Genomic DNA, 25,964 nt, shown 5'->3' on the forward strand with positions numbered 1-25,964 from the left:
AATTTATTATTAGGTATTGATGCAAACCAAAAACTACACACTACATTTTATAATATTATCATGGCTTTTGCTGTTATTGTTCTTTGTAAATGTAAGTCTAGGCTCAGTTTCAATTCCTATAGAAGATATATTTACAACTCTTTTTGGTGGATTACCTACTAAAGAAAGTTGGACTACCATTATTTTAAATTATAGATTACCAAAAGCAATTACTGCTATTTTAGTTGGTTCTGGTTTATCAATCTGTGGTTTACTAATGCAAACTTTATTTAGAAATCCTTTAGCAGGCCCATTTGTTTTAGGTATTTCTTCTGGGGCAAGTTTAGGCGTTGCTCTTTTAATTTTAGGATCTTCTTTTTTAGGAGGCATTCTAATATCACCTAACTTGTCTAGTTGGTCTTTACCAATTGCAGCGAGTTTAGGAGCTTTTTTAGTGTTAACAGCTGTAATTGTAGCAGCAAATAAAGTTAGAAACATTATGTCAATACTTATTATTGGTTTAATGTTTGGCAGTTTAACATCGGCCTTAATTAGTGTTCTTGCCTACTTTTCTCAAGCTGAACAAATTCAACAATATTTATTTTGGAGCTTTGGTAGTTTAGGAAATTTAAGTTGGACAGAAATTTCTGTATTTGCGTCTATTTATGGTATTGGTATGTTAGGTAGCTTAACCATTATTAAACCTCTAAATAGTTTTTTGCTGGGAGAAAATTATGCAAAAAGTTTAGGTATTAACATTAAAAGAAATAGAAATATTATTTTATTAATCACAAGTATTTTAGCTGGTGTAATTACTGCCTTTTCAGGACCAATTGCTTTTGTTGGTCTAGCTGTACCTCATATTGCTAAATTGCTTTTTACAACTTCTAATCATAAAATCTTAATACCTTCTGTTGCTTTATTAGGTGGAATTATATTGCTTATTTGTGATGCAATTGCTCAATTACCTACAAGTGAATTTACGCTACCAATAAACGCTATTACTTCTTTATTTGGTGCCCCTGTTGTAATCTGGTTATTAATTCGAAAAAAGAAAATTTTTATTTAAGCATGAATAAAAAGCAAGAAAATATCGTTTTAAGAACCGAAAACTTAAGTATTGGTTACCAAACCAGAAAAAGTAAAATTGTTGTAGCAAAAGACATCAGCTTAGAATTAAAACAGAAAAATTTAATTACAGTTTTAGGTAGGAATGGAATAGGTAAATCTACTTTTTTAAGAACCGTAGCAAAAGTACAAAACCCTTTAAATGGTTCGGTTTTGATCAATGAGAAAAAAATAGAATTGTATTCAAATAAAGAAATATCGAAGCTATTAAGTTTAGTGCTTACAGAGCGTTTACCTGAAAGTCAGCTAACAGTTTATGAGCTTGTTGCTTTGGGGAGACAACCTTATACGAATTGGATTGATAAATTATCTGAGATTGATAACGAAAAAATTTCGACAGCTATAAAACAAACCGAGATTGAACATCTTCAACAAAAATATTTCTACGAATTAAGTGATGGTCAATTACAACGCGTTTTAATTGCAAGAGCTTTAGCACAAGATACAGATATCATTATTTTAGATGAGCCAACAGCACATTTAGATCTGCATCATACATTAAAGATTTTCACACTTCTCAAAAAATTAGTTGATGAAACATCAAAAACTATTATAATTTCTACACATCAAGTGAATTTAGCTCTTCAATTTTCTGATTCAATTGTATTATTTAAAGATAATGAAGTACTTTCAGGATCTGTTGACGAACTAAATAAAACTCAGGCTTTGGATAATTTATTTCCTAATCAGATCATAAAATACAACTCGAATTTTAAACAGTTTGTTATTAAAAGGAACTAATTTTGATAAAGCTGTAACTTTTTGTTATTTTTGAATACTAATCTTAGAAATTAATTAAATTTAATCGATGAAAAAAATACTTTATGTTGCAGGTGCAATCGCTTTTATGGCTTGCAGTACTAGCAAAGAAGCATCTAAAGAAGATGCAAATGTAGATCAAGCAGCAAAATACGCAGCAACAATTACAGCTAAAGATTTAGGTAATCACCTTTTTACTTATGCCTCAGATGAATTTCAAGGTAGAGAAACTGGAGAGCCTGGTCAAAAAATGGCTGTGGAATACTTAAAAAACTTTTATGTAAGTCAAGGTATTGTGAGTCCAATTGGTGGAGATGATTATTTTCAAGAAGTACCTGCAGAGTGGATTAATAAAAACACAAGAAGAGGAACTTTTAAAGATTCTGAAAATGTAGTTGCTTTTATCGAAGGCTCTGAAAAACCAGAAGAAATCGTAGTAATTTCTGCACATTTAGATCATGAAGGAGTTAAAAATGGTCAAGTTTATAATGGTGCAGATGATGATGGTTCTGGTACTGTTGCAATGTTAGAAATTGCTGAAGCATTTCAAATGGCTGCAAAAGCTGGTAAAGGTCCAAAAAGATCTATTTTATTTTTACACGTAACTGGAGAAGAAAAAGGACTTTTAGGTTCTAAATACTACACAGATGTAGATCCTATTTTTCCTTTAGAAAATACAGTTTGTGATTTAAATATTGATATGATTGGTAGAACTGATAGCAGACACAAAGCAGATCCTAACTATGTATATTTAATTGGTTCAGATAAGTTAAGTACAGAATTACATACTATTTCTGAAGCTATGAACGATAAATATACCAACATCAACTTAGATTATAAATATAATGATGAGAACGATCCTAACCGTTTTTACTACAGATCAGATCATTATAACTTTGTAAAAAACAATGTGCCAATTATCTTTTATTTTAATGGAACTCATGTTGATTACCATAAACCAACTGATACTCCAGACAAAATTAACTATGAGTTATTAGAAAACAGAGCACGTTTAGTTTTTCATACTGCTTGGGAAGTTGCTAATAAAGAAACCAGAATTATAGCTGACAAAGCTAAAAAAGAGGAAACTAAATAAACGTTTTTTCTTAAAACATAAAAAAGCCTGATAATTTTATCAGGCTTTTTTTTATTTGTGCTCTACTCTAAATTTGGTCTATTTTGTAAGTTGATTGATTCTTTCTAAAATAACATCAGTTATATCTTTCGAAAAGATATATTACATCTTATCATATTAGTGTAAAATTTTAAATATCAATTCTTTTAAAATATCACCTTGCGTTAAGTTTGCTCCTACTCCTTTACTTTTTACATCTGCATCTCTTAACATGGCTATAACTTGCGCTACTTTTCGCATTGGATAATTTCTTGAAGCCGAAAAATAATCTTCTACAAAATAAATATTAACTCCAAGCGCTTTAGAAACAGCATCTTTAGATTTGTTTTGTAAACCATGAAATAGCAATAATTTTGTAAAAAAATTATTTAGTAAAGAAATGGTCATTATTGTAGGATTATTCTTAGGGTTCTCTACAAAGTAATTGATAATTCTATTTGCCTTTACTACATTTTTATCTCCAATAGCTTTTAATAACTCAAAATTATTAAAGTCTTTAGAGATCCCAATATTTTCTTCGATATGTGTATCGTTTATTATGGTTTCTTGAGGCAAGATTAAAGTTAACTTATCTAATTCATTAGCAATTTTGCTTAAATCTGTACCTAAAAATTCTACAAGCATTTGAGCTGCTTTTGGCTCTATCTGATATTTTTTTCCACTTAAAACTCTACGTATCCAATCTGCTACTTTATTATCATATAGCTTTTTACTTTCGTAAACCAAGCCAATTTTAGCAATGGCTTTGTGTAGTTTTTTACGCTTGTCTAACTTTTTGTATTTATAATTAATAACCAAAACTGTAGTTGGCTGAGGATTGCTTGCATAAACAACCAATTTTTCAATAGACCTGCTTAAATCTTGTGCCTCTTTAACAATTAGTACTTGCCTTTCAGCCATCATTGGATAGCGTTTAGCAGACGAAACAATATCCTCAATTGTTGCATCTCTACCATACATTACCTGCAGATTAAAACCTTTTTCAGATTCATCTAAAACATTCTCTTCAATAAAATCAGAAATTTTATCTATGTAATAAGGTTCTTCACCCATTAAAAAATAAATGGGCTTTATATCGCCTTTTTTAATATCTGAAACAATGGTTCTAATTTCGTTCATTTTCTTACTTTTGATTGATGCAAAAACTCAATCTGCCTAAGTATAATTTTAAGCTCAAAAATAGCGAAAATAAGGTGCTTATTTTTGATAATTTGAGAAAAAAATACTTTGTATTAACTCAAGAAGAATGGGTTCGTCAGCACTATGTGCAGTATTTAATTCAAGAAAAACAATATCCAGTAAGTTTAATAGCTTTAGAAAAGCAGTTGGTAATAAATAACCGCAGAAAAAGAACAGATATCTTAATTTTCGATAATTTAGGAAATCCTGATATTATAGTAGAATGCAAAGCACCATCGATTAAAATTACACAAGATACTTTTGATCAAATTGCGAGTTATAATTTAAAGCTTAAAGCAAACTACTTAATTGTTACCAATGGTTTACATCATTTTTATTGTAAAATGGATTTTGAGAATGAAAATTATGTTTTTTTAAAAGACATTCCTAATTACAATTAAGAAAACTTTATTAAAAAACTCAGTTATATAATGTAAATTCGCAACCTTGAAAACAGCGATTGTTATATTAAATTGGAATGGTAAACAACTTTTAGAAGAGTTTTTACCATCAGTTGTAAATTTCAGCTTACCAGAAGCAGAAGTTTATGTTGCAGATAATGCATCTACAGACGATTCTATTTCATTTATTCAACAATTTTATCCTACCGTAAAAATTATTGAAAACAAAGTAAATGGTGGTTATGCCAAAGGTTATAATGATGCCTTACTTTCTGTTGATGCTGATATTTATGGCTTGGTAAATTCTGATATTGAAGTTACCCAAAATTGGCTAAAACCAATCACTAATGAGTTTCAAAAAAACAAAAACACAGCCATTGTTCAACCGAAAATTTTAGATTTTAAGAATAAAACAAAATTTGAATATGCAGGAGCTGCAGGTGGTTTTATAGATTTATTTGGATATCCTTATTGCAGAGGGCGTGTTTTTAATAATTTAGAAACAGACCAAAATCAATTTGATGATATTGCAGATATTTTTTGGGCTTCTGGTGCTTGTTTTTTTATTAGGGCTGAAGTTTTTCATCAACTAAATGGCTTTGATGAAGATTATTTTGCACATCAAGAAGAAATTGATTTGTGCTGGAGAACGCAAAACTTAGGTTTTACTATAAAATACTTAGGTACTTCTACTGTTTATCATGTTGGAGGTGCAACTTTACAAGAGACTAATCCTAGAAAAACATTTTTAAATTTTAGAAATAGCTTGCTGAATGTGGTAAAAAATGTCCCTAAAAAATGGTTTCTGTTTGTTATATTTTCGAGATTAGTGTTAGATGGAATTGCAGGTATAAAATTTATAATTGAATTAAAGCCAGTGCATACTCTAGCCATTTTAAAAGCACACTTTAGCTTTTATAGAAATTTCATAAAATTTTTAGGTAAGAGAAAACAACTAAGTAAAAGACAAGATTACAATTTGCATACAAGCATTGTTTGGCAATACTTTGTGTTAGGCAGAAAAAAATTTAATCAATTAAAATAAGTTTAAAGTACATCTAAACTCCCTTTACCTTCTCTAATTACTTCTGGTACATTATCTGTTAAATCAATAATTGTTGATGCTTGATTATCTCCATAACCACCATCAATTACTAAATCTACCAAATTATTCCATTTTTCGTAAATCAATTCTGGATCTGTAGTATACTCTAAAATATCATCATCATCTCTAATAGATGAAGATACAATTGGGTTACCTAATGCCTCAACTAATGTTCTAGCAATATTGTTATCAGGAATTCGGATACCAACTGTTTTTCTTTTCTTAAAGACTTTTGGCAAATTATTACTTCCTGGTAAAATGAAGGTATAAGGCCCAGGCAAAGCTCTTTTGAGTAACTTAAAGGTTGGCGAATCTAATTGTTTTACGTAATCTGAAAGGTGACTTAAATCATTACAAACAAAAGAAAAATTTGCCTTATCTAACTTTATACCTTTAATCAAAGCTATTTTTTCTAAGGCTTTTGTATTTGTAATATCACATCCCAAACCATAAACAGTATCTGTTGGATAGATTATTAAACCTCCGTTTTTTAAAACCTTAACCGCTTTTTGGATTTCTTTAGGATTAGGGTTTTCGTTATAAATTCGAATAAAATCAGCCATAGTATAAAAATACAAAAAAACTCAACTTAAAAAATAAGTTGAGTTATATATTTAAGGGAAGGTAATCGTTTTAAGATTTATCTACTAATCTAAATCCTTCTCCATGAATGTTTAAAATTTCAACCTGATCGTCTTCTTTTAAATATTTACGAAGTTTTGCGATATAAACATCCATACTTCTAGAAGTGAAGTAGTTATCATCTCTCCAAATCTTAGTTAAAGCCAATTCTCTTGGCATTAAATCGTTTTTGTGAATTGCCAACATTCGTAATAATTTACTTTCTTTTGGCGATAATTTACTTGGTTCACCATCTTCACCAACAGATAAATGTCTTAATTTAGAATTGAAAAAGAATGAACCAATATTAAATTCAAATTGTTCTGATTCTGTAGATTTATCTGATTCTTTTCTTTGTAAAATTGCTTTAATCTTGTGCAATAAAACCTCAGAGTCAAAAGGTTTATTTAAATAATCATCTGCACCAACCGAGTAACCTTTTAAAACATCTTCTTTTAATGTTTTAGCGGTTAAAAATATAATTGGCACTTCTTTATTTGTAGATCTAATGTCTTGTGCTAAAGAAAAACCATCTTTTCTTGGCATCATAACATCTAAAATACATAAATCATAATCACTGTTTTTAAACATGATTAAGCCTTCTATACCATCTTTGGCATGTGTAACGTTATAATCGTTTAACGCTAAATAGTCTTTTAAAACCGTTCCAAAATTTGGATCGTCTTCTACTAACAAAATCTTTTTACTTCCCATTTTTAAACTTTTAAATTAAAGGTAATTTTACTGTAAATATGCTTCCTTTTCCTTTTTCACTTTCTACAAAAACTGTTCCATGATGTTTATCAACAATTTCTTTTACATAAGCTAAGCCTAAACCATGACCTTTTACATCATGTATGTTACCCTTTTGCTCTCTATAAAATTTATCAAAAACATTCTTTTGAACACTCTTTGTCATTCCTATTCCTTCATCTTTTATTTTAAAGATGAAAAACTTATTGGTGCTTTCTGTATAAACATCAATTTTTGGTGCACCTTCTGTATATTTTATTGCATTTTCTAACATGTTTACAACCACATTAGTTAAATGAAACTCATTACCAATAATCTCTGGAGTTAAGGCTTCAAAATGTGTTTCTACACTTCCTCCTCTATCATTAATTAGCAAATGAACATGACTAATAGCATCTTCTATTATGTCGTGAATATCTATAGTTTCCTTACTAATCTCCAATTGATTCTTTTCTAATCTAGAAATTCGTAACACATTTTCTACTTGTGTATGCATTCGTTTATTTTCATCACGAATCATATTTACATAACGAATTACTTTTTCTTGATCTGCTATTATTTTTGGATTTTTGATAGAGTCTATTGCCAAGTTAATTGTTGCAATTGGCGTCTTAAACTCGTGAGTCATATTATTAATGAAATCCGTTTTAATTTCTGATATTTTCTTTTGTTTTATTAATTGGTATAATGAACTTGAAAAAGCTATTATAATAATAAAAATAAAAAACAGAGATAGCAGTAAAATACCCGAAATTCCTGAAAGAATGTGTTTATCTTCTGTAGGAAATGTTACGTATAAATAGTGAATTGGCAGGTTGTCTGAATCAAAAAACAAAGGATGTCTATAACTATCTTTCTTATCAATTGTATAATAACCAGACTTTAACTTTGTTGCTAAACCATCTACACCATAAACACCATACTTAAAATCTAAAAAAATATTTTTCTTGTTTAATTCGTCTTTTATAGTAGCATTTAACTCTCTATTACTTACTCTCTGGTTAATTGGTTTTTTCTCAAATAAACTTCTAAAAGTCTCGTAATTGTACTCTTTTTCTAAGTTTGTATAACGTTTGGTAAACGAAGTTCTTAAACCTTCTGATGTTGATTTGCTATCTATACCCGAAAAAGTTTTTGTTTGGAAAAAATCCTTTTTACCAGAAATACGCTTTAAAATAATACTATCATTATCTAAAAACTCTTCTACTGGAAGCTTAAAATTTTCTTCTAAATAGGTAGCTCCAAGAGAAAAGGTTTGTTTTGAGGTAGTATCTATTTCTTGAAAGAAATAATTCTTGATTTGTGCTGCATTTGCCAAACCAATATTTTCAATCATTCCCTCTATTTTTCTGTCAATTAAATCTTGCTCTTTTTCATTAATTCTCTCAGCAACTCTAATTAAAGAAATCTTAACATCGTTGCTAAATTGTTGCTTTTTACTCTTTACAGCATTATCTATCCAATAGAGTTGCACAGCAATAATTCCTATCAAGGAAATGCTCATTAAAATTACGATAAGAACAAACATTTTTTTGCCCATAAATCAAAGTTAAGTTTTTAAAAAATTGAAAATCTCGATTTTAACGTTGATTAACAGATTTAGTTCAATTTTAAGAACAATTTAACAAAATCACTGATAATAATAAAACCTATTATGCTTTTTCTGTTAAAATATTGTGGATTTTTTCGACTTGAAGTTTTGTCTCTTGAATGTTTTTATTGAAAATCACATAGTTAGATTGTAGTATTTTTGGAGTATCATTTAACTGATTTTTCATACGATTTAACACCTCTATTTTAGTGGTGTTGTCTCTAGAAATAACTCGCTCAATTTTAGTTTCTAAATCTACATAAACCGTAATTATAAAATCGCACAATAGATTACTTTTGCTTTCAAATAAAATAGCAGCTTCATAAATTATGAATGCTTTATTTGTTTGTTTTTTAATAAAATCTTGAAAATGCTTCCTAACCTCTGGATGCACAATTTTATTTAAGACTTGAAGTTTCGATTTATCTTTAAATACAATATTTGAAATATAAGTTCTGTCTAACTCATTGTTTTTATAAGATTCTTTACCAAATTCAAGTTCTACTTTTTCTTTAATAACTGCAGAGCTGTTCATTAATTTCTTGGCTTCAACATCAGCTATATAAACTGCAACATTATTGAATTCAGCAAATAATTTTGCAACAGTAGTTTTACCACTTCCAATACCCCCTGTTAAACCAACTATTTTCATGCTATTTCTGAATTAGGAAATCAATTTTAGAAGGATAGAGTTTTACACTTCTTACAAAACTTGGTTTAAGGGTAATCTTTGGTATCAAATAACTTAAATCGTTATTGGCAGACATTTCATAATCGCACTCAACCTTAAATGAAGATTTAGATACTTCATTAAAATTAGACAATGCCACAACAAATACTATTTGTATTTCTTCATTTAATATTGTCACATTTACATTATCTGGTAAATTATTAATGGTGAAAGGCACGTTTATGGTACCCTCTGTAAACTTATCTACACTACCATTAATGGTGACAGTTGAAGTGGTTAGTTTTATGTTTTCTAAATCTTTTGGCTTAAGTATTGACAACTCATGGCTAAAATCTGATTTAATATCAGTTAAGATTAAGTTCTCTAATTCTAATTGACTTATACTTTCTATTTGAGATGAAGGACCAGAAATTAGAATTGAATCTGGCTGAATTGAAACTTCATTCAACAAATCATAACCAATATGATATTCTAGCTCTAAATTTGGCTTAAGAGCAACGTATTTAGATGCCAATTCATCTATATTTAAATTGATAGTATCTTTCTCAATTTCTTGCAAATCAACGCCATTCATTAGCTGCTTTTGAATATTTAAAAATTGATTTCTAGTTAGAATGTAATATTGATTTACTTTCTTTTGCTGCAATTTCGAAGCATCTATAGTAATCATTTTCTTGCGTAATTCTGTAATAGCAATTTTAAATCCTGTTGCTTTTATAGATAAATTTAGCTCTTTTATAGGTGCTTTTTGAAGCAATTTATTCTGAGGAATATTTGAATATTGTACTGGTAAAGTAACCTCTGTAACATATTCTTTAGAAAAGGTTATTAACAACCAAATAAAGAATGATATTACAACAAAAACGAAAAATGTTTTAGGTATTTTTTTAGAAGTTTTCAATACTCTCTTATTTTACTGCAATCTAACAAAAAGCCTGCTAACAAAAAAGTGAGCTTTCTCTTAAAAGAAAAAGCTCACTTCAATATTTTCTAAGTAAGTTTTATTTTTTAGCTGGTGCTATTATTTTTTTACTTAATTCCATAGAAATTGCTGAACGTTCAAATTTAATTTTACCTGCTCCTGTTTCTAATGTTATAGTATTATCTATAGCATTAATTTCTACAATTTTACCATGAATACCACTAGCAGTAATTACTCTTGCTCCTTTTTTAATTTCTGCTTGAAATGCTTTTTCTTTCTTTTGACGTTTCATTTGTGGTCTTATCATAAAAAAATATAAGACTAAAATCATTGCCAAAAATGGCAACATACTTGCTAAACTTCCTGAATCCATTTATAAATGTAATTATGCTTTTGGGGTAACCATACCTTTAAGCGTTAATATTTCTCTTCCAGATTCAGTATTTGTAATTAAAGTAATATTCTTTTGTTGTCTATTACTTTTACCATTTGTATTAAATCTTACTTGAATTTCTTCTGTTGCTCCTGGTTTAATTGGTTTTTTAGGCCAAACAGGAACTGTACAACCACAAGTTACTTGTGCATCTGTAATTACTAAATCTGTGTTACCAGAGTTTGTTAATTTAAAAACAGTTTCTACAATTTCACCTTCTGTTACAGTACCAAAATCATATTCAGTTTCGTCAAAAGTTACTGATGCTGCTGTGTCTTTAATTTCTACATCTCTGTTTTTTGCATTTTCCAAGTTATCCTTATTAATTTTAGATGATGCATTACTGTTATTCCCACAAGAAATAAAAGCCATTGATGTTGCTAAAAACGCTATTAAAATTGTTGATCTTTTCATGTTATATTAATTTTTGTAAAAATAATGAATAAAAAATGGAGTTTACAAATTTATAATAAACCTCTTCCTATTTTTACGATTCTTTTATCTTTTGTAAACTCTTTAGAAATTTTATCTAAAACTCCGTTTATAAAATAACTACTCTTGGTTGTAGAATAATCTTTTGCTATTTCTATGTATTCATTAATAGTTACTCTTACAGGTATTGATGGAAAATTTACAAATTCTGTAATTGCCATTTTTATTAAGATCATATCAATATCAGCAATTCTATCTGTTTCCCAATTAGGAGTTTTGTCTGTAATATCTTGTTCGTAAGTTTTGTGCTTTAACATTGTTTTTCTAAACAAATCTGCAACAAAATCTTCATCGTCTTTATCTTTGTATAAATTGCCTAAAATAAAACTTTTAGACTCTTTTTGCTTACTTAAAGTTTTTAAAACCCAAGTATTCACAAAAGGAATATCATCTACCCAAGAAATCATTTTATCTTCATAATAATCTGCCAACTTTTCGTTTGGAGCTATTATTTCTTTATAAAAATCGTGCACAAAAGTTTTATCAACTTTAAACGAGTCTTCTTTATTTTCTAAGTAATTTTTGTATAAATCACTTTTTTGAAGTTCATCAAAAATAATTTTTACATACTCGTCATCTAAAGACCAATTGTTTAGTTTATTCACTTCTAAATAACTTTCCATGCTTATGCTTTCTGCAATGGAATTAATTACTTTATTGTCAATAAATTTTGTGTTTGGTTTGAGATCATCTGAAGTTGCTAAAATTTTCTTTTTAGACAACTCAATCTTTTTTGAGGCTAATTTTTGCACTTCTACAAGCAGCTGTATGTTTAAAACATATAAATCGAAAATTTTTAAAATACTGTGTTTTAAAAACTTTTCTTCTCTTACCATATCATCATTATGAGACTGTTGCATGGCATATACAGATTGCATTACTTTAACTCGAATATGTCTTCTGTTAATCATTGTAAAGAACTTAAATAATTTGCTTTGGTTGCTCTGCAAAAGTAGTATTATTTTACTTTTAACAACTCTCTTTTTAATTCTTTTTTAAGAAAATTTATCTTTTTGAAACTCGTATCTTCGTGCTTTCTTTTTAATATATTTTCATTGAAAGCATTACAATATCTTAATAAATACTTTTCGAAATATAAATGGCGAATTATAATAGGTTTGCTTATTACCATACTTTCTAAACTACTTGCATTACAAGTACCTAGAATTATTGGTAACTCTTTTAATATAGTAGAAGATTATTTAGACAACACAGTTAAAGATTTAGCTGCTGTTAAACATGAGCTTTTAATGAATGTTCTTATAATAATAGGTGTAGCTTTATTAAGTGGATTTTTCACTTTTTTAATGAGACAAACCATAATTGTTACTTCTAGGTTAATTGAGTTTGATTTAAAAAATGAGATTTACCAACAATATCAAAAATTATCGTTGAGTTTTTACAAACAAAACAGAACTGGTGATTTAATGAATAGAATTAGCGAAGATGTTTCTAAAGTAAGAATGTATGTAGGGCCAGCAATTATGTACACTATGAACATGATTGTGCTTTTTGCTGTTGGTTTTACTCAAATGATTCAGGTTGATAAGCAACTTACTTTATATACACTAATTCCTTTTCCTTTACTGTCAATTTCAATCTTTATTTTATCTAAAGTAATTCATAAAAGAAGTACAATTGTTCAGCAATACCTATCGAAACTTACCACCTTTAATCAAGAATTCTTTTCTGGAATTGATGTAGTAAAATCTTATGGAATAGAACGCTCAATCATTAGAGATTTTGACGAAATTGCTGATGAAAGTAAAGAGAAGAACATCGATTTACAAAAAGCAAATGCGCTTTTTTTTCCTTTAATGATTTTACTAATTGGTATTAGTAATTTGATTGTAATTTATGTTGGAGGTTTACGCTACATAAATGGCGAAATTCAGTCTGGAGTAATCATTGAATTTATAATGTATGTAAACATTTTAACTTGGCCAGTTGCTGTGGTTGGTTGGGTTACATCAATGGTGCAACAAGCAGAAGCATCGCAAGCTAGAATTAATGAATTTTTAGATGAAGTTCCAGCTATTCAGAATAAGAATGAAAGCCCAACTCCTATTAATGGAAAAGTAACATTTCAAAATGTTTCTTTCACTTATGAAGACACAAATATTACAGCCTTAAAAAATATAGATTTAACTGTAAACGCAGGTGAAACCTTAGCTATTTTAGGTAAAACAGGCTCTGGTAAATCTACTATAATAGAACTAATTTCTAGATTATATGATGTTACAGATGGAGTTATTTTAATGGATGATAAACCAATTATAGATGCCAATCTTAATGACATTAGAAACCAAATTGGTTTTGTACCTCAAGATCCATTCTTGTTTTCAGATACTATTGGTAACAACATTAAATTTGGTAAAGAAGAAGCAAGTAAAGAAGAAATTATTGAAGCTGCAAAAAATGCAGTTGTGCATGATAATATTGTAGAATTTACAAATGGTTATGACACTATTTTAGGTGAACGTGGGGTAACTTTATCTGGAGGACAAAAACAAAGAGTTTCTATTGCTAGAGCGATTATAAAGAATCCGAAGATTTTAATTTTTGATGACTGTTTATCTGCTGTAGATACTGAAACTGAAGAAAAAATACTGTCTAATTTAGAAAAGATTTCAAAGAATAAAACAACCTTTATTATAAGCCATAGAGTTTCATCTGCAAAAAATGCTGATAAAATTATAGTTTTAGATGATGGTAAAATTTCACAACAAGGAACTCATAATCAACTAATAGAAACAGAAGGCTACTACAAAGACCTTTATGAACAGCAACTTTTAGAAAAAGAAAATTAATGTTTATCATTGCTAAGTAAAATATTTTATTAGATTTGTAACAACAACAATTAGAAGATAACAACTATTTTAAAGATTATGGCAGAGAGAGTTGAACAAGAAGAAATTTTTTCACAAGTACTTAGAGCTGGTAGAAGAACGTATTTTTTTGATGTAAGAGCAACCAAAGCAGATGATTATTATCTAACAGTAACTGAAAGTAAAAAGTTTACACATGATGATGGCTCTTTCCATTATCAAAAACACAAAATATATCTTTACAAAGAAGATTTCTCAGATTTTCATGAGATGTTAAAAAAAGCAACAGATTATATTGTTGCAGAAAAAGGAGATGAAGTAATTTCTGAACGTCATCAGAAAGACTTTAAGAAAGAAGATAATTCAAATAAAGAAGAAACTACCTCTGCAAAGAGTTTTACTGATGTTTCTTTCGACGATATTTAAAAAGAGAACTCTTTTTAAACGATTTTAATTCAAATTCAATTTTACACTTGCAAAACCGTAACTTTTATTAGTTACGGTTTTGTATTTTTACAAAACAGTTTTCATGGTTTTACTTTTAGAAACTGTTTCTTCAAATTCCTTTTCTGCAATACTATCTTTTGTAATTCCACCTCCTACATAAATTGTTGCAACATCATTTTTTACAGACATGCATCTTAAATTTACATAAAGTTGCGTTTTCTCATTAGAATTAGCTGGTTTTACCAAATTTAGTTCCCCTAAAAATCCAGTATAATAGGTTCTATTATAACCTTCGTTTTTAAGTATAAATTCTTTAGCCTCTTTTCTTGGTAAACCGCATACAGCAGGAGTTGGATGAATGGCTCTAATTAAAACCTCTAAACTAGAATTACTTTTGAGCTTCCCTTCTACTTTAGTTCTTAAATGCAATAAATTACCTGCTTTAATAGTTTCTGTATCATCAATTTTTAAATTTGATGAAATAGTACTCAATTGACTTTTGATAAAATAAGTAACAAGTTGCTGCTCTTCCAATTCTTTAGATTTCCAAACAGGTGCTACATTTTCTTGATACAATTGTGTACCTGCCAAAGACATGGTTTTAAAATGATTTTCTTCCACATGTAACAAAGTTTCAGGAGTTGCACCCAACCATAAACCAACTTTAGGGTGAAACCATACATATACAAAAGCGTTTTGATATTTTTTTAATAAAGATCTATAAACCGTTAATAAATCAAAATTAGAAATACGAACTAGCTCTTCTCTAGAAATAACAATTTTTTCTAGATCCGTATTTTCTATTTTATGAATCGCCTTTTCTACTATTGCAATATGAGTATCTCTAGTTTCATCAAGGTAATCGCTTTCTAAGATAGATTTATTTTGAGTTTCTAGTAGATTGAAATTTATATTTTCACTTAAGAATTCAGCTTCTTCAATAGGAAACAGAACAGCATCATCAACTTCATTAAAAGGCGCAAATACAAAACCTGACACTTCAAAATTTTCAATCAATTGCAAATCATCATTCTGCATAAAAAAAGCAGATAACAAATTTTCATTTGGCTTACTGTAGGCCACAAATGGCATATTACTTGTAAAATATTCTTGTATTTTATTAAAAATAATCAATTTAAACTTTTTAAGAATTCTTCTTTTATAATATCAAAATCTTCCCAAATTAGAAAGTGTCTTCCACCAGGAATTTTTACTAAATCAAACTGATTTTTCGGAAATTGCTTCTCTAAATATTCAGAATTAGAGAAAGGTACAATTACATCTGCTGTACCATGAATGCTAAGTAATGCATTCTTATTAGCTGTCCAATTATCATCAAAATTTTGTAAATCTTCTACATGAGACAACTTTTCTTTACCTGCTTGTTTCCATACTCTAGGAACCAACCATCTTGTAAGTTGCCATTTATAAATATTTATAAACCAAAATTGTGGCTCTACCTTATGATACACTGCTGGCGCAATAAGAATTGTTTTTTTATAATTGTTGGTATCTGCCAATGCAATTGGGCCTCCATAAGAATACCCAACCACAATTGTTTCTTTTGGTTCTAAATCTTTGGTTATATTTTGCAATAAATCTCTTTCAAAAGCAATCGATTCTTGAGTTTCATTCTCATCTTTATAATTGTAGCCAACTCTATCATAACTAATAAAATTAGCCTTTTTAGCCAAAACAGGATCGCTCATATAACCAATAAAATCTACAGAAGAGCCAATTGTGCCATGCACAAAAACCATGGTTGGTAAATTCTTACCATTTGTAATTTTAATTTTACGATAAGAAAATCCCTTAAAATCTTCATAGGTTAATTGTGGCTGAATATTTAACTCAGAAAACGCTGTTAGAATTTGATTATCAGACTTAGGTTTTGTAAAATAATAAAACGAAAAATAGCCTAAAACTAGGCCCAAGCCAAACAAGATAAAGAAGTATTTTAAAAATTTCTTTAATTTTTTCATACTACTTTCTCGCTAAAACAATGTTTGTCATTTTAGCAACAGAAATTAAATTATCATTTTCATCTACAATGGTAACTTCCCATAAATGCGTGCTTTTTCCCTTATGAATATTTTTTGCAGTTGCAAAAACAGTACCTTCTCTTTTACTTTTTATATGATTTATAGAGAGTTGAATTCCGTTTATAAACTGATTTTTATTATCAATAAAAAAATTAGATGCTGCACTACCCACAGTTTCTGCTAAAGCAGCCGTTGCACCTCCATGCAATTGCCCATAAGGTTGATGTACTTTTGGTGAAACAGGCATTTTAGCAGTCAAAAAATCATCGCCAATAGCAACATATTCAATATCAAGTGTTTCCATTAACGTATTTTTATTACGCGCATTAAAAGCAGCTAAAAGACTTTCTGTATCCATTTCTAAGTATTTGTGATGTAAAAATACGTATAAATTGTCGTATTTTTGCCACTGAAAATGATGTAAGTTTATGTACAAAATAAGAATTATTTTAGACACAAAAGAAGATGTTTTAAGAACTGTTTTGGTTGATGATACAATTAATCTAGAAAGTTTACACTACACAATTGCTAAAGCTTTTGGTTTTGAAGGGCAAGAAATGGCTTCTTTTTACAGAACTGATGATGAATGGAATCAAGGTGAAGAAATTCCGCTATTTAATATGGCAGAAGCAGGTGAAGCAATCTCTATGCAAACCTGTATCTTAAACGAAACTTTACCAAAAGAAAACAATAAACTTATTTATGTGTACGACTTTCTAAATATGTGGACATTCTATGTTGACGTTGTAGAAATAAATAATGACAAAAGAGAAGATTTGCCACAGACTATTTTAGAAGTTGGTGAAATACCTAATGAGGCTCCAGAAAAGGAATTTGTTGCAGATAAAATGGGTAATGAATTTCAAGATGAAGATGATTTAGATGACGAATTCGGGCATTATGATGACTTTGATTATAATGATTATTAACGGTTTTTCTTAGAGAGCACTTTAAAAGTTTTCGTAACAAAATTGTACTTTAGTCGTCTTACTTTTTATAACTGACTAAATCAATTGCATTGGAAACTATCTTATCACTCAAAAATCTTGACAAAAAATATGGCAAAGTTCATGCCGTAAACGATTTATCTTTTGATATTCAAAAAGGTAATGTTTACGGAATTCTTGGCCCAAATGGAAGTGGAAAATCTACCACTTTAGGCATCATTTTAAATGTTGTTAACCGAACTTCTGGAGAGTTTTCTTGGTTTGATGGCAAATTATCTACACATGAAGCTTTAAAAAAAGTAGGTGCTATAATTGAGCGACCTAATTTTTACCCATACATGACAGCCACTCAAAATCTATCATTAATCTGTAGAATAAAAGGAATATCTACAGAAAAAATAGATGAGAAATTACAAACGGTTAATCTTTTTGAGAGAAGAAACAGCAAGTTTAGTACGTTTTCTTTAGGTATGAAACAACGTTTGGCAATTGCATCTGCATTGTTAAACGATCCTGAAATTTTAATTTTAGATGAACCTACAAATGGTTTAGATCCTCAAGGAATTCATGAAATTAGAGAAATTATAAAAAAAATTGCTGCCAATGGCACTACTATTTTATTAGCATCGCACCTGTTAGACGAAGTAGAAAAAGTTTGTAGCCATGTAGTTGTAATTAGAAAAGGAGTAAAATTATATTCTGGTAGGGTTGATGAAATGACCGCTTCTAAAGGTTTATTTGAATTGAAAGTAGATACTGATGAAGAGAAATTAATTTCTTTATTAGAAAATCATGAGGCAATATTAAAAGTGACAAAAGAACAAGATCAAATTATTGCTACGCTAAATGATGAAATTTCTGCTTCTGAAATAAACAGTTTGTTGTTTAAAAACGGATTGGTTTTAAGCCATTTGGTAAAACGTAAACCAAGTTTAGAGCAACAATTTTTAGATTTAACAAAAAACAACTAATCAACTAAAAAACACAGTCATGTTAAGACTTCTTACTATAGAATTTCATAAATTAAGATATAATAAAGCCAGTAAAGTATTGTCTATAATTTACTTCGGACTTTTAACTTCAATCGCTTTAATAGCCGCAATTAAATTTGAGTTTGGCGATTTTAAATTACATTTAGCAGATGCTGGTATTTTTAATTTTCCTTACATCTGGCACTTTAACACTTACATAGCTGCAATTTTAAAATTCTTTTTATTGTTGGTGATAGTATCAATGATGTCTAACGAATACAGCTATAAAACTTTAAAACAAAACTTGATAGATGGTTTAAGTAAAAAGGAATTTATTCTTTCTAAATTTTATACAGTAATTGCTTTTGCGCTTATTTCTACCCTATTTGTATTTATTGTTTCTTTAATTCTAGGTCTCGTTTATTCAGATTTTGATGAATTTTCAATTATTGTTTCTGATCTGGATTACTTATTAGCCTTTTTTGTAAAGCTTGTTGGCTTTTTCTCTTTTGGTTTATTCTTAGGGATTTTAGTTAAAAGATCTGCTTTTGCTGTTGGTGCAATGTTTGTGTGGTTAATTATAGAAAGCATGTTTAAAGGTTATTTGTACTGGCAATTTCAAAGTGCAGAAAATACAGGCGAAAAAGTAGATGCTATTATGCAATTTTTACCTTTAGAAGCTATGGCTAATTTAATTAAAGAGCCTTTTTCTAGATTGGGCGCAGTCAGATCTGCTGCAAATACTATGGGTGAAATATTTACAAAAAGTTATGCTGTAGAAGTTTCTAACGTGCTTATAGTTTCAATATGGACTTTTATCTTCATTTACTTATCTTATAGATTATTATTAAAGAGAGATTTATAAAATAAAAATCTCTTTGAACGCGAATTCAAAGAGATTTTACAATTTTCTTTTTCAAAATACTACTTAACCTAAGCCACTTTAGATACTTCTATTTTGGCTTTTTTATTTGCCTTACCAGATTCAAATTGATTTGACGTATTCTTTGTACCACCTGCCTTTAATGCTTTATCTCCAGCAAAAAAAGTTTTATGATCATCACCCAAATCAGAACCAGCCATTCTTTGATGTTTTACACAAGAAACACCTTTTCTTATTTCTTGTCTTTGAACTCCTTTTACATAAGCCAACATACCTTGCTCACCAAAATAACCCTCTGTTAAATCATTCATATGCAATGCTGTTGTATGATATGTAGGCAATGTAATTAAATGATGAAAAATACCTGCTTCTCTTGAACTATCCATTTGAAACGTTCTAATTTTTTCATCTGCTCGTTTACAAAGATAAGAACCATCATATTTCTCATCCATTAAGTTTTCTTTATCATAATGTAAAATATCTAAACCTGTAGATGCCATTTCTTCATACACTTGTTTTCTAAAGTTTAACGTCCAATTAAACGAAGGCGAATTATTATAAACCAATTTAGCATCTGGAACCACTTTTTTAACCCTGTTTACCATAGAAGCAATTTGCGCTACATTAGGCGTTGGTGTTTCTATCCAAAGAAGATCTGCCCCATTTTGTAAGCTTGTAATGCAGTCTAAAACTACTCTATCTATATTAGATCCATCTTTAAATTTATACAAACCATTAGCTAAACGAATTGGCCTTAGCAACTTACCTCCTCTTTTCATTAAAACCTCATCTTCTTTAGCTTCATTCAAAGTTATTTCTTCAGCATCTACAAATGCTAAATATTGTGACGCTAAATCTCCTGGTTCTTGGCTCACAGGTAACTTCTGGGTTAAACCTGCACCCTCAGAGTCTGTTCTAGCAACTATTACTCCTTCCTCCACTCCCAATTCTATAAATGCATATCGAATTGCATTTAATTTTGCAATAAAATCTTCATGAGGCACAGTCACTTTTCCATCTTGATGCCCACATTGTTTGGCATCAGAAACTTGGTTTTCTATTTGTAATGCACAAGCACCAGCTTGAATCATTTTTTTTGCCAATAAATAAGTTGCCTCTTCATTACCAAAACCAGCATCTATATCTGCAATAATTGGCACAATATGAGACTCGAAATTATCAATCTCAGACTGCACATCTTCACCATTTTCTAAACGTCTGAATAAATCATTCAGTTCAATAGCATCTGCTTGTCTTAAAAAATCATAGATTTCTTCAATTAAGGCTGGAACAGCAGTTTTTTCATGCATGGATTGATCTGGTAATGGCCCAAATTCAGAGCGTAAAGCAGCAACCATCCATCCAGATAAGTATAAATATCTTTTACTTGTTGTTTTATGATGTTTCTTTACAGATATCATTTTTTGTTGAGCAACAAAGCCATGCCAGCAACCTAAAGATTGAGTGTACTTGCTTGAATCTGCATCATATTCAGCCATATCTTTTCTCATAATACTTGCTGTATATTTTGCAATATCTAAACCTGTTTTAAATTGATTTTGCGTAACCATTCTTGCAGCATTCTCTGCATTAATTGATTGCCAAGATCCACCAAACTTCTTCTTTAAATTTTGAACTGTTTCTAATGCAGAGCTGTAATTAGGTTGTGATAAATTTTTCATAATTTTGTTTTTTGATTATTAAAGTTTTTGCGATTTTAGTAATTAGGTCTCGTTAACTATTGCAGTAGTTGCGAGACATTTTTTTTAAATATATTGATAAGCGTCTAAGGTTAAAAATTCTTTGTATTCTTTCGATAAAACCAATTCATCAAATAATTCTGTAGCCAAAGAAAATTTACCATTGTTAAATGAATTTTCTCCCACTAAAGTTTTAATTTTTTCTAATTCTTCCGTTTTTAACTGTTGATACATCTCTGTATTAAAAACTTGACTTCCATCAATCTTGATGTTGTTATGTAACCAAAGCCACACTTGTGTTCTAGAAATCTCAGCAGTTGCTGCATCCTCCATTAAATTATAGATTGCAGCAGCGCCATTTCCTCTTAACCAGCTTTCTATATACAAAATACCAACGTTAATGTTTTTTCTAATTCCTTCTTCTGTAATGCTTCCTTGAGGCATTTCTACAAGATCTACTTCAGAAATATTTAGATCATTTCTTTTTACGTGAATCTGATTCTTTGTTGGCATATTTTCGTTAAAAACAGCCATAGCAACACTAACCAAACCAGGATGTGCAACCCAAGTTCCATCATGACCATTTTTTACCTCTAACTCCTTATCATTTATAACTTTTCTAAAGGCAACTTGATTGGCCATTTCATCATTCTTTATTGGAATCTGAGCAGCCATTCCACCCATTGCATGAACTCCTCTTTTATGACATCTTTGTATAACTCTTAGAGAATACGCCTTCATAAAAGGTGAACTCATTGTAACTTGATCTCTGTTAGGCACCATAAAATTGGCATGATTTCTAAACTTTTTGATGTAAGAAAAAATATAATCCCATCTACCACAATTTAAACCAGCCATGTGGTTTCTTAATTCATAAATTATTTCATCTAGCTGAAAACTAGCTGTAATTGTCTCTACCAGAACTGTAGCTTTAATCGTTTTCTGTGGAATATTTAGTTCGTCTTGGGCAAATACAAAAACATCATTCCAAAAACGAGCTTCTAAATAATGTTCTAATTTTGGCAGGTAGAAGTAAGTTGCAGAACCTTGTTCTTGCAATGTTTTAATATTATGAAGAAAGTACAATCCAAAATCTACTAATGAACCAGACATTGACTCTCCTTCAATTTTAAAGTGTTTTTCATTCAAATGCAAACCTCTAGGCCTAACCAATAAAGTGGCAGTTTCATCATTTAATTGATACCTTTTATTCTTTTTCTCATTATAAAAACTTATGGTTTTACAATTTGCATCCCTTAGATTAATTTGACCGTTTAAATTATTCTGAATACTAGGAGAATTGCTATCCTCAAAATCTGCCATAAAAGTTTTAGCACCAGAATTGAGTGCATTAATTACCATTTTACGATCTACAGGACCTGTAATCTCAACACGTCTATCTAATAAATCTTTTGGCAAAGAAGCACACAACCAATTAGAGTTTCTAATAGATTCTGTTTCTTTTGGAAACGTTGGATAATTACCAGCATTAAAATATGCCTGTTCAATTTTTCTGTCTTCTAACAGTTTTAACCTCTGATCATTAAACTTATCATGAAGTTTAATCAAAAAGGCTTGCGCTTCTGGGGTTAAGATTGATTTGTACGTTTCAGTTTCGAAACCTTCAAACTCAATTGTTCTAGAAATTACTTGTTCATACATAACTATTTATTTAAAACTTACTTTGCAATGATATAAATAAATTTTAAACTCTACAAGCGAACGTTCGCTAAATTTATATAAAATTAAACTTTATTTGATTTCGCTAATTTTATATATCTTTGAATTTATGACAATTGAAGACGAATACATAAGGTTAATTTTTGGATTAAAACTAAAACAGATAAGGACAGAGAGAAACTTATCTCTTTTTGGTTTGGCCAAGCTTTCTGGCTTATCTAAATCTTATTTAAATGAAATAGAGAAAGGAAAAAAATATCCAAAAACCGACAAAATTCTTTTACTTTCTGAAAGTTTAGAGGTTTCTTATGACAATTTAGTATCACTAAAACTTGATAAAAATTTAGCCCCTATTGGAGAGATTTTACAATCAAAAATTCTAAAAGAAATTCCTTTAGATTTATTTGGCATCAAAGAAAATGTTCTTATTGATATTATAGCAAATGCACCAGCTAAAGTTAACGCATTCATTAGCACCATTATAAAAATTGCTCAGAACTATAATTTAACTAGAGAAAGCTTTTTCTTAGCCTCTTTGCGTTCTTACCAAGAAGCACACAATAATTACTTTGATGATATAGAAAGTGATGTGGAGAAGTTTGCAAAAGCTTATCACATTAATTTGTCTCAACGAATAAAATCCAAGGATTTAGAAGAAATTTTAGTTGAAGAATTTAATTACGAGATTGACACTTCAGAGTTAAAAAAACACAAACATCTAGAAGGCTTACGTAACATTTACATTCCGTCTAAAAAAATATTGTTAATAGACCCTAAAATATCCGAAGAACAAAAAACCTTTATTTACGCAAAAGAATTAGCTTACAATTTTTTAAAAATTGAAGAGCGTTTATATACTTTTCCTTGGATAAACTTTGAAAGTTTTGATCAAGTTCTTAATAATTTTATAGCTTCTTATTTTGCTGGAGCTTTAATAATTCCGAGAAAAAATCTTACTGAAAAATTAACCAATTTCTTTGCTCAGGAGGAATGGAACTCTTTAAAACTGCATCAAATTATTAAAAGTTTTAATTGTAGTCAAGAAACATTCTATCAGCGATTAACAAATATACTTCCAAAGTATTTCAATATTAAAAATCTATTCTTTTTACGCTTTACGCATTTTAATAACTCTAAAGAATATAGACTAAATAAAGAATTGCACATTACCCAACAACAAGCACCTCATGCTAATAGAAATAACGAGCATTATTGCAGAAGATGGGCATCAATAAAAACAATAAAAGCCTTAGAAACCTCTAAAAAAGATAGATCTACTTTTGGCGTACAAATATCTTCTTATGTAAATCAAAAAAATGAATATCTAGTGCTATCCTCAGCAGCACAAGATCCGTTTAAAAAGAACATTAGCAGAAGTGTAACTATTGGTGTGTTACTATCCCCTCAATTAAAAAAGAAAATTAATTTCTTAAAAGAAAACACATTTCCGAAACAAATTGTGGGTGTAACTTGCGAAACTTGTTCTGTACAAAATTGTTCAGATCGAGTTGCCTCTCCAAGTCGATTAATCAAAAAAGAAAAGTACGAAGAAATTGCAAAAACTGTTAATGAAATTATAAAATCGTACAGTTAAAAATCATTAATTTAGCAGGATAAAATTTTAGAAATTTATGGATATTAACTTCAATAAGAACGAAGATTACAATAAACTTTTAGTTTCAGATTTAAAAAAACGTTTTGCCCACGTAAAATTAGGTGGTGGTCAAAAAAGAATTGATAAACTTCATGCAAAAGGAAAAATGACTGCTCGTGAACGAGTTGATTATTTATTAGACAGCAATACTAAATCGATTGAGATAGGTGCTTTTGCAGGTGAAGACATGTACCAAGAACATGGAGGATGCCCTTCAGGAGGTGTTATTGTTAAAATTGGTTACATTAAAGGAAAACAATGCATTGTAGTTGCCAATGATGCTACAGTTAAAGCTGGTGCTTGGTTTCCAATAACAGGTAAAAAGAATTTAAGAGCACAAGAAATATCTATAGAAAATAAACTACCCATTATTTACTTAGTAGATTCTGCAGGAGTTTACCTACCAATGCAAGATGAAATTTTTCCAGATAAAGAACATTTTGGAAGAATTTTTAGAAACAATGCAGTTATGAGTTCTATGGGCATCACACAAATTTCTGCAGTAATGGGTAGCTGTGTTGCAGGTGGTGCTTATTTACCAATTATGAGTGATGAGGCTTTAATTGTAGATAAAACTGCTAGTATTTTTCTTGCAGGTAGTTATTTAGTAAAAGCTGCAATTGGAGAAAGTATAGATAATGAAACTTTAGGAGGTGCAACAACTCACTGTGAAATATCTGGAGTTACTGATTACAAGGCTAAAGATGACAAAGATGCATTAGATAAAATTAAATTCATCGTAGACAAAATTGGTGATTTTGATAAAGCAGGTTTTAGCAAAACTGAATCTTTTGAGCCTAAAGAAAATCAAGATGATATTTTCGGAATATTACCAAAAGAAAGAAATGCGCAATATGATATGTTAGAAATCATTAAGCGTTTGGTAGACAAATCTGAATTTGAACAATATAAAGAGGGTTATGGACAAACCATTTTAACTGGTTATGCAAGAATTGATGGTTGGGCTGTTGGTATTGTTGCTAATCAAAGAAAATTAGTAAAAACTACAGCATCTAAAACCAAACCAACTGAAATGCAATTTGGTGGAGTTATTTATAATGATTCTGCTGATAAAGCCACACGTTTTATCGCCAATTGTAATCAGAAAAAAATACCATTGGTATTCTTGCAAGATGTTACAGGTTTTATGGTGGGTTCAAAATCTGAACATGGAGGAATTATTAAAGATGGTGCAAAAATGGTAAATGCAGTGAGTAATTCTGTTGTACCAAAATTCACTATTGTTATTGGTAATTCTTATGGAGCAGGAAATTATGCAATGTGTGGCAAGGCTTACGATCCTAATTTAATTGTAGCTTGGCCAAGTGCTGAACTTGCTGTAATGAGTGGTAATTCTGCAGCAAAAGTCTTATTGCAAATAGAAACAGCATCACTAAAAAAGAAAGGTGAAGAAATAACACCAGAAAAAGAAGCTGAATTGTTCGAAGAAATAAAATCGAGATATGACAAACAGATTTCTCCTTATTATGCTGCTGCAAGAATATGGACAGACGCAGTTATAAATCCTCTTGATACAAGAACTTGGATTTCTATGGGAATTGAAGCTGCAAACCACGCTCCTATTGAGAAAAAATTCAATATGGGTGTTTTACAGGTGTAATC

At 29.5% G+C, this 25,964-nt stretch carries 26 protein-coding genes; 12 read left to right on the top strand and 14 right to left on the bottom strand.

What is annotated here, in order from left to right; translation table 11 throughout:
- The first annotated feature begins 19 nt into the window (after positions 1-19).
- The 3 genes from V7R38_RS11230 (at position 20) to V7R38_RS11240 (ending at position 2,962) form a co-directional block, all read left to right on the top strand.
- Positions 20-1,048, top strand: a complete 1,029-nt coding sequence (locus tag V7R38_RS11230; RefSeq protein ID WP_334058479.1) for a FecCD family ABC transporter permease — start codon at positions 20-22, stop codon at positions 1,046-1,048.
- Between the two features lie 2 nt (positions 1,049-1,050).
- Positions 1,051-1,848, top strand: coding sequence for an ABC transporter ATP-binding protein (locus V7R38_RS11235; RefSeq protein WP_334058481.1), 798 nt, complete (start codon positions 1,051-1,053; stop codon positions 1,846-1,848).
- Positions 1,849-1,915: 67 nt separating this feature from the next.
- On the top strand, positions 1,916-2,962 hold the full coding sequence (locus tag V7R38_RS11240) for a M28 family metallopeptidase (RefSeq protein WP_334058482.1): 1,047 nt from the start codon (positions 1,916-1,918) through the stop codon (positions 2,960-2,962).
- Between the two features lie 156 nt (positions 2,963-3,118).
- Here V7R38_RS11240 and holA read toward each other — a convergent pair whose 3' ends face one another.
- The gene (gene holA / locus V7R38_RS11245; RefSeq protein WP_334058484.1) at positions 3,119-4,120 is read right to left on the bottom strand and encodes a DNA polymerase III subunit delta; all 1,002 of its coding nucleotides are present in this window, start codon (positions 4,118-4,120) and stop codon (positions 3,119-3,121) included.
- Between the two features lie 17 nt (positions 4,121-4,137).
- Between holA and V7R38_RS11250 the strand changes: the two genes are divergently transcribed.
- Together V7R38_RS11250 and V7R38_RS11255 are read left to right on the top strand one after the other, a co-directional pair.
- Positions 4,138-4,581, top strand: a complete 444-nt coding sequence (locus V7R38_RS11250; protein WP_334058486.1) for a type I restriction enzyme HsdR N-terminal domain-containing protein — start codon at positions 4,138-4,140, stop codon at positions 4,579-4,581.
- A gap of 46 nt (positions 4,582-4,627) precedes the next feature.
- Positions 4,628-5,626: a glycosyltransferase family 2 protein gene (locus V7R38_RS11255; protein ID WP_334058488.1), complete on the top strand. Its 999-nt coding sequence runs from the start codon at positions 4,628-4,630 to the stop codon at positions 5,624-5,626.
- A 2-nt stretch (positions 5,627-5,628) separates the two neighbouring features.
- Here V7R38_RS11255 and V7R38_RS11260 read toward each other — a convergent pair whose 3' ends face one another.
- The 8 genes from V7R38_RS11260 to nusB form a co-directional block, all read right to left on the bottom strand.
- The gene (locus tag V7R38_RS11260; RefSeq protein ID WP_015479909.1) at positions 5,629-6,249 is read right to left on the bottom strand and encodes an L-threonylcarbamoyladenylate synthase; all 621 of its coding nucleotides are present in this window, start codon (positions 6,247-6,249) and stop codon (positions 5,629-5,631) included.
- A gap of 70 nt (positions 6,250-6,319) precedes the next feature.
- On the bottom strand, positions 6,320-7,021 hold the full coding sequence (locus V7R38_RS11265) for a response regulator transcription factor (RefSeq protein WP_015479908.1): 702 nt from the start codon (positions 7,019-7,021) through the stop codon (positions 6,320-6,322).
- Positions 7,022-7,031: 10 nt separating this feature from the next.
- Positions 7,032-8,600 carry a sensor histidine kinase gene (locus V7R38_RS11270; protein ID WP_438825598.1) on the bottom strand — a complete coding sequence of 523 codons (1,569 nt, stop codon included), beginning with the start codon at positions 8,598-8,600 and terminating at the stop codon, positions 7,032-7,034.
- A gap of 112 nt (positions 8,601-8,712) precedes the next feature.
- Positions 8,713-9,303: a dephospho-CoA kinase gene (gene coaE, locus V7R38_RS11275; RefSeq protein ID WP_334058493.1), complete on the bottom strand. Its 591-nt coding sequence runs from the start codon at positions 9,301-9,303 to the stop codon at positions 8,713-8,715.
- A 1-nt stretch (position 9,304) separates the two neighbouring features.
- Positions 9,305-10,243 carry a CdaR family protein gene (locus V7R38_RS11280; protein ID WP_334058495.1) on the bottom strand — a complete coding sequence of 313 codons (939 nt, stop codon included), beginning with the start codon at positions 10,241-10,243 and terminating at the stop codon, positions 9,305-9,307.
- A gap of 100 nt (positions 10,244-10,343) precedes the next feature.
- Complete coding sequence (yajC, locus tag V7R38_RS11285; protein WP_334058497.1) at positions 10,344-10,637, bottom strand: preprotein translocase subunit YajC; 294 nt, start codon at positions 10,635-10,637, stop codon at positions 10,344-10,346.
- 12 nt (positions 10,638-10,649) lie between these two features.
- Positions 10,650-11,111 carry a DUF1573 domain-containing protein gene (locus V7R38_RS11290; RefSeq protein ID WP_015479903.1) on the bottom strand — a complete coding sequence of 154 codons (462 nt, stop codon included), beginning with the start codon at positions 11,109-11,111 and terminating at the stop codon, positions 10,650-10,652.
- A 50-nt stretch (positions 11,112-11,161) separates the two neighbouring features.
- On the bottom strand, positions 11,162-12,100 hold the full coding sequence (nusB, locus tag V7R38_RS11295) for a transcription antitermination factor NusB (protein WP_334058499.1): 939 nt from the start codon (positions 12,098-12,100) through the stop codon (positions 11,162-11,164).
- Positions 12,101-12,244: 144 nt separating this feature from the next.
- Between nusB and V7R38_RS11300 the strand changes: the two genes are divergently transcribed.
- Positions 12,245-13,999, top strand: coding sequence for an ABC transporter ATP-binding protein (locus V7R38_RS11300; protein WP_334058501.1), 1,755 nt, complete (start codon positions 12,245-12,247; stop codon positions 13,997-13,999).
- Positions 14,000-14,077: 78 nt separating this feature from the next.
- A complete protein-coding gene (locus V7R38_RS11305) occupies positions 14,078-14,443 on the top strand; it encodes a PUR family DNA/RNA-binding protein (RefSeq protein ID WP_015479900.1) in 366 nt (121 codons plus the stop codon).
- An 87-nt stretch (positions 14,444-14,530) separates the two neighbouring features.
- Here V7R38_RS11305 and V7R38_RS11310 read toward each other — a convergent pair whose 3' ends face one another.
- Genes V7R38_RS11310 through V7R38_RS11320 form a run of 3 tightly spaced genes read right to left on the bottom strand, consistent with a single transcriptional unit; the run spans position 14,531 to position 16,864 of the window.
- Positions 14,531-15,598, bottom strand: a complete 1,068-nt coding sequence (locus V7R38_RS11310; protein WP_334058503.1) for a chorismate-binding protein — start codon at positions 15,596-15,598, stop codon at positions 14,531-14,533.
- Positions 15,595-16,446, bottom strand: coding sequence for an alpha/beta fold hydrolase (locus V7R38_RS11315; RefSeq protein ID WP_334058505.1), 852 nt, complete (start codon positions 16,444-16,446; stop codon positions 15,595-15,597). Before V7R38_RS11315 ends, V7R38_RS11310 begins: the two co-directional genes overlap by 4 nt.
- A gap of 1 nt (position 16,447) precedes the next feature.
- Entirely contained in the window at positions 16,448-16,864 is a 417-nt protein-coding gene (locus V7R38_RS11320; RefSeq protein ID WP_334058506.1) for a PaaI family thioesterase, read from the bottom strand.
- Between the two features lie 70 nt (positions 16,865-16,934).
- Here V7R38_RS11320 and V7R38_RS11325 point away from each other — a divergent pair, with 70 nt between their 5' ends.
- The 3 genes from V7R38_RS11325 (at position 16,935) to V7R38_RS11335 (ending at position 19,289) form a co-directional block, all read left to right on the top strand.
- The gene (locus V7R38_RS11325; RefSeq protein ID WP_334058508.1) at positions 16,935-17,435 is read left to right on the top strand and encodes an IS1096 element passenger TnpR family protein; all 501 of its coding nucleotides are present in this window, start codon (positions 16,935-16,937) and stop codon (positions 17,433-17,435) included.
- Between the two features lie 89 nt (positions 17,436-17,524).
- Positions 17,525-18,424 carry an ABC transporter ATP-binding protein gene (locus V7R38_RS11330; RefSeq protein ID WP_334058510.1) on the top strand — a complete coding sequence of 300 codons (900 nt, stop codon included), beginning with the start codon at positions 17,525-17,527 and terminating at the stop codon, positions 18,422-18,424.
- A 19-nt stretch (positions 18,425-18,443) separates the two neighbouring features.
- Positions 18,444-19,289, top strand: coding sequence for an ABC transporter permease (locus tag V7R38_RS11335; RefSeq protein WP_334058512.1), 846 nt, complete (start codon positions 18,444-18,446; stop codon positions 19,287-19,289).
- 68 nt (positions 19,290-19,357) lie between these two features.
- Here the strand turns inward: V7R38_RS11335 and V7R38_RS11340 are convergent, their stop codons facing one another.
- Both V7R38_RS11340 and aceB read right to left on the bottom strand, forming a co-directional pair.
- Positions 19,358-20,989 (bottom strand): isocitrate lyase, encoded by a 1,632-nt coding sequence (locus V7R38_RS11340; RefSeq protein ID WP_334058513.1) that lies wholly within the window; start codon positions 20,987-20,989, stop codon positions 19,358-19,360.
- 84 nt (positions 20,990-21,073) lie between these two features.
- The gene (gene aceB / locus V7R38_RS11345; RefSeq protein ID WP_334058515.1) at positions 21,074-22,669 is read right to left on the bottom strand and encodes a malate synthase A; all 1,596 of its coding nucleotides are present in this window, start codon (positions 22,667-22,669) and stop codon (positions 21,074-21,076) included.
- Positions 22,670-22,796: 127 nt separating this feature from the next.
- On the opposite strand from aceB, the gene V7R38_RS11350 reads away from it, so the two are divergent.
- Together V7R38_RS11350 and V7R38_RS11355 are read left to right on the top strand one after the other, a co-directional pair.
- Complete coding sequence (locus V7R38_RS11350; protein ID WP_334058517.1) at positions 22,797-24,281, top strand: helix-turn-helix domain-containing protein; 1,485 nt, start codon at positions 22,797-22,799, stop codon at positions 24,279-24,281.
- A gap of 37 nt (positions 24,282-24,318) precedes the next feature.
- The gene (locus tag V7R38_RS11355; protein WP_334058519.1) at positions 24,319-25,962 is read left to right on the top strand and encodes an acyl-CoA carboxylase subunit beta; all 1,644 of its coding nucleotides are present in this window, start codon (positions 24,319-24,321) and stop codon (positions 25,960-25,962) included.
- Positions 25,963-25,964: the final 2 nt, after the last annotated feature.

It is taken from the genome of Polaribacter sp. P097 (genome assembly GCF_036864555.1).
Lineage (GTDB): Bacteria > Bacteroidota > Bacteroidia > Flavobacteriales > Flavobacteriaceae > Polaribacter.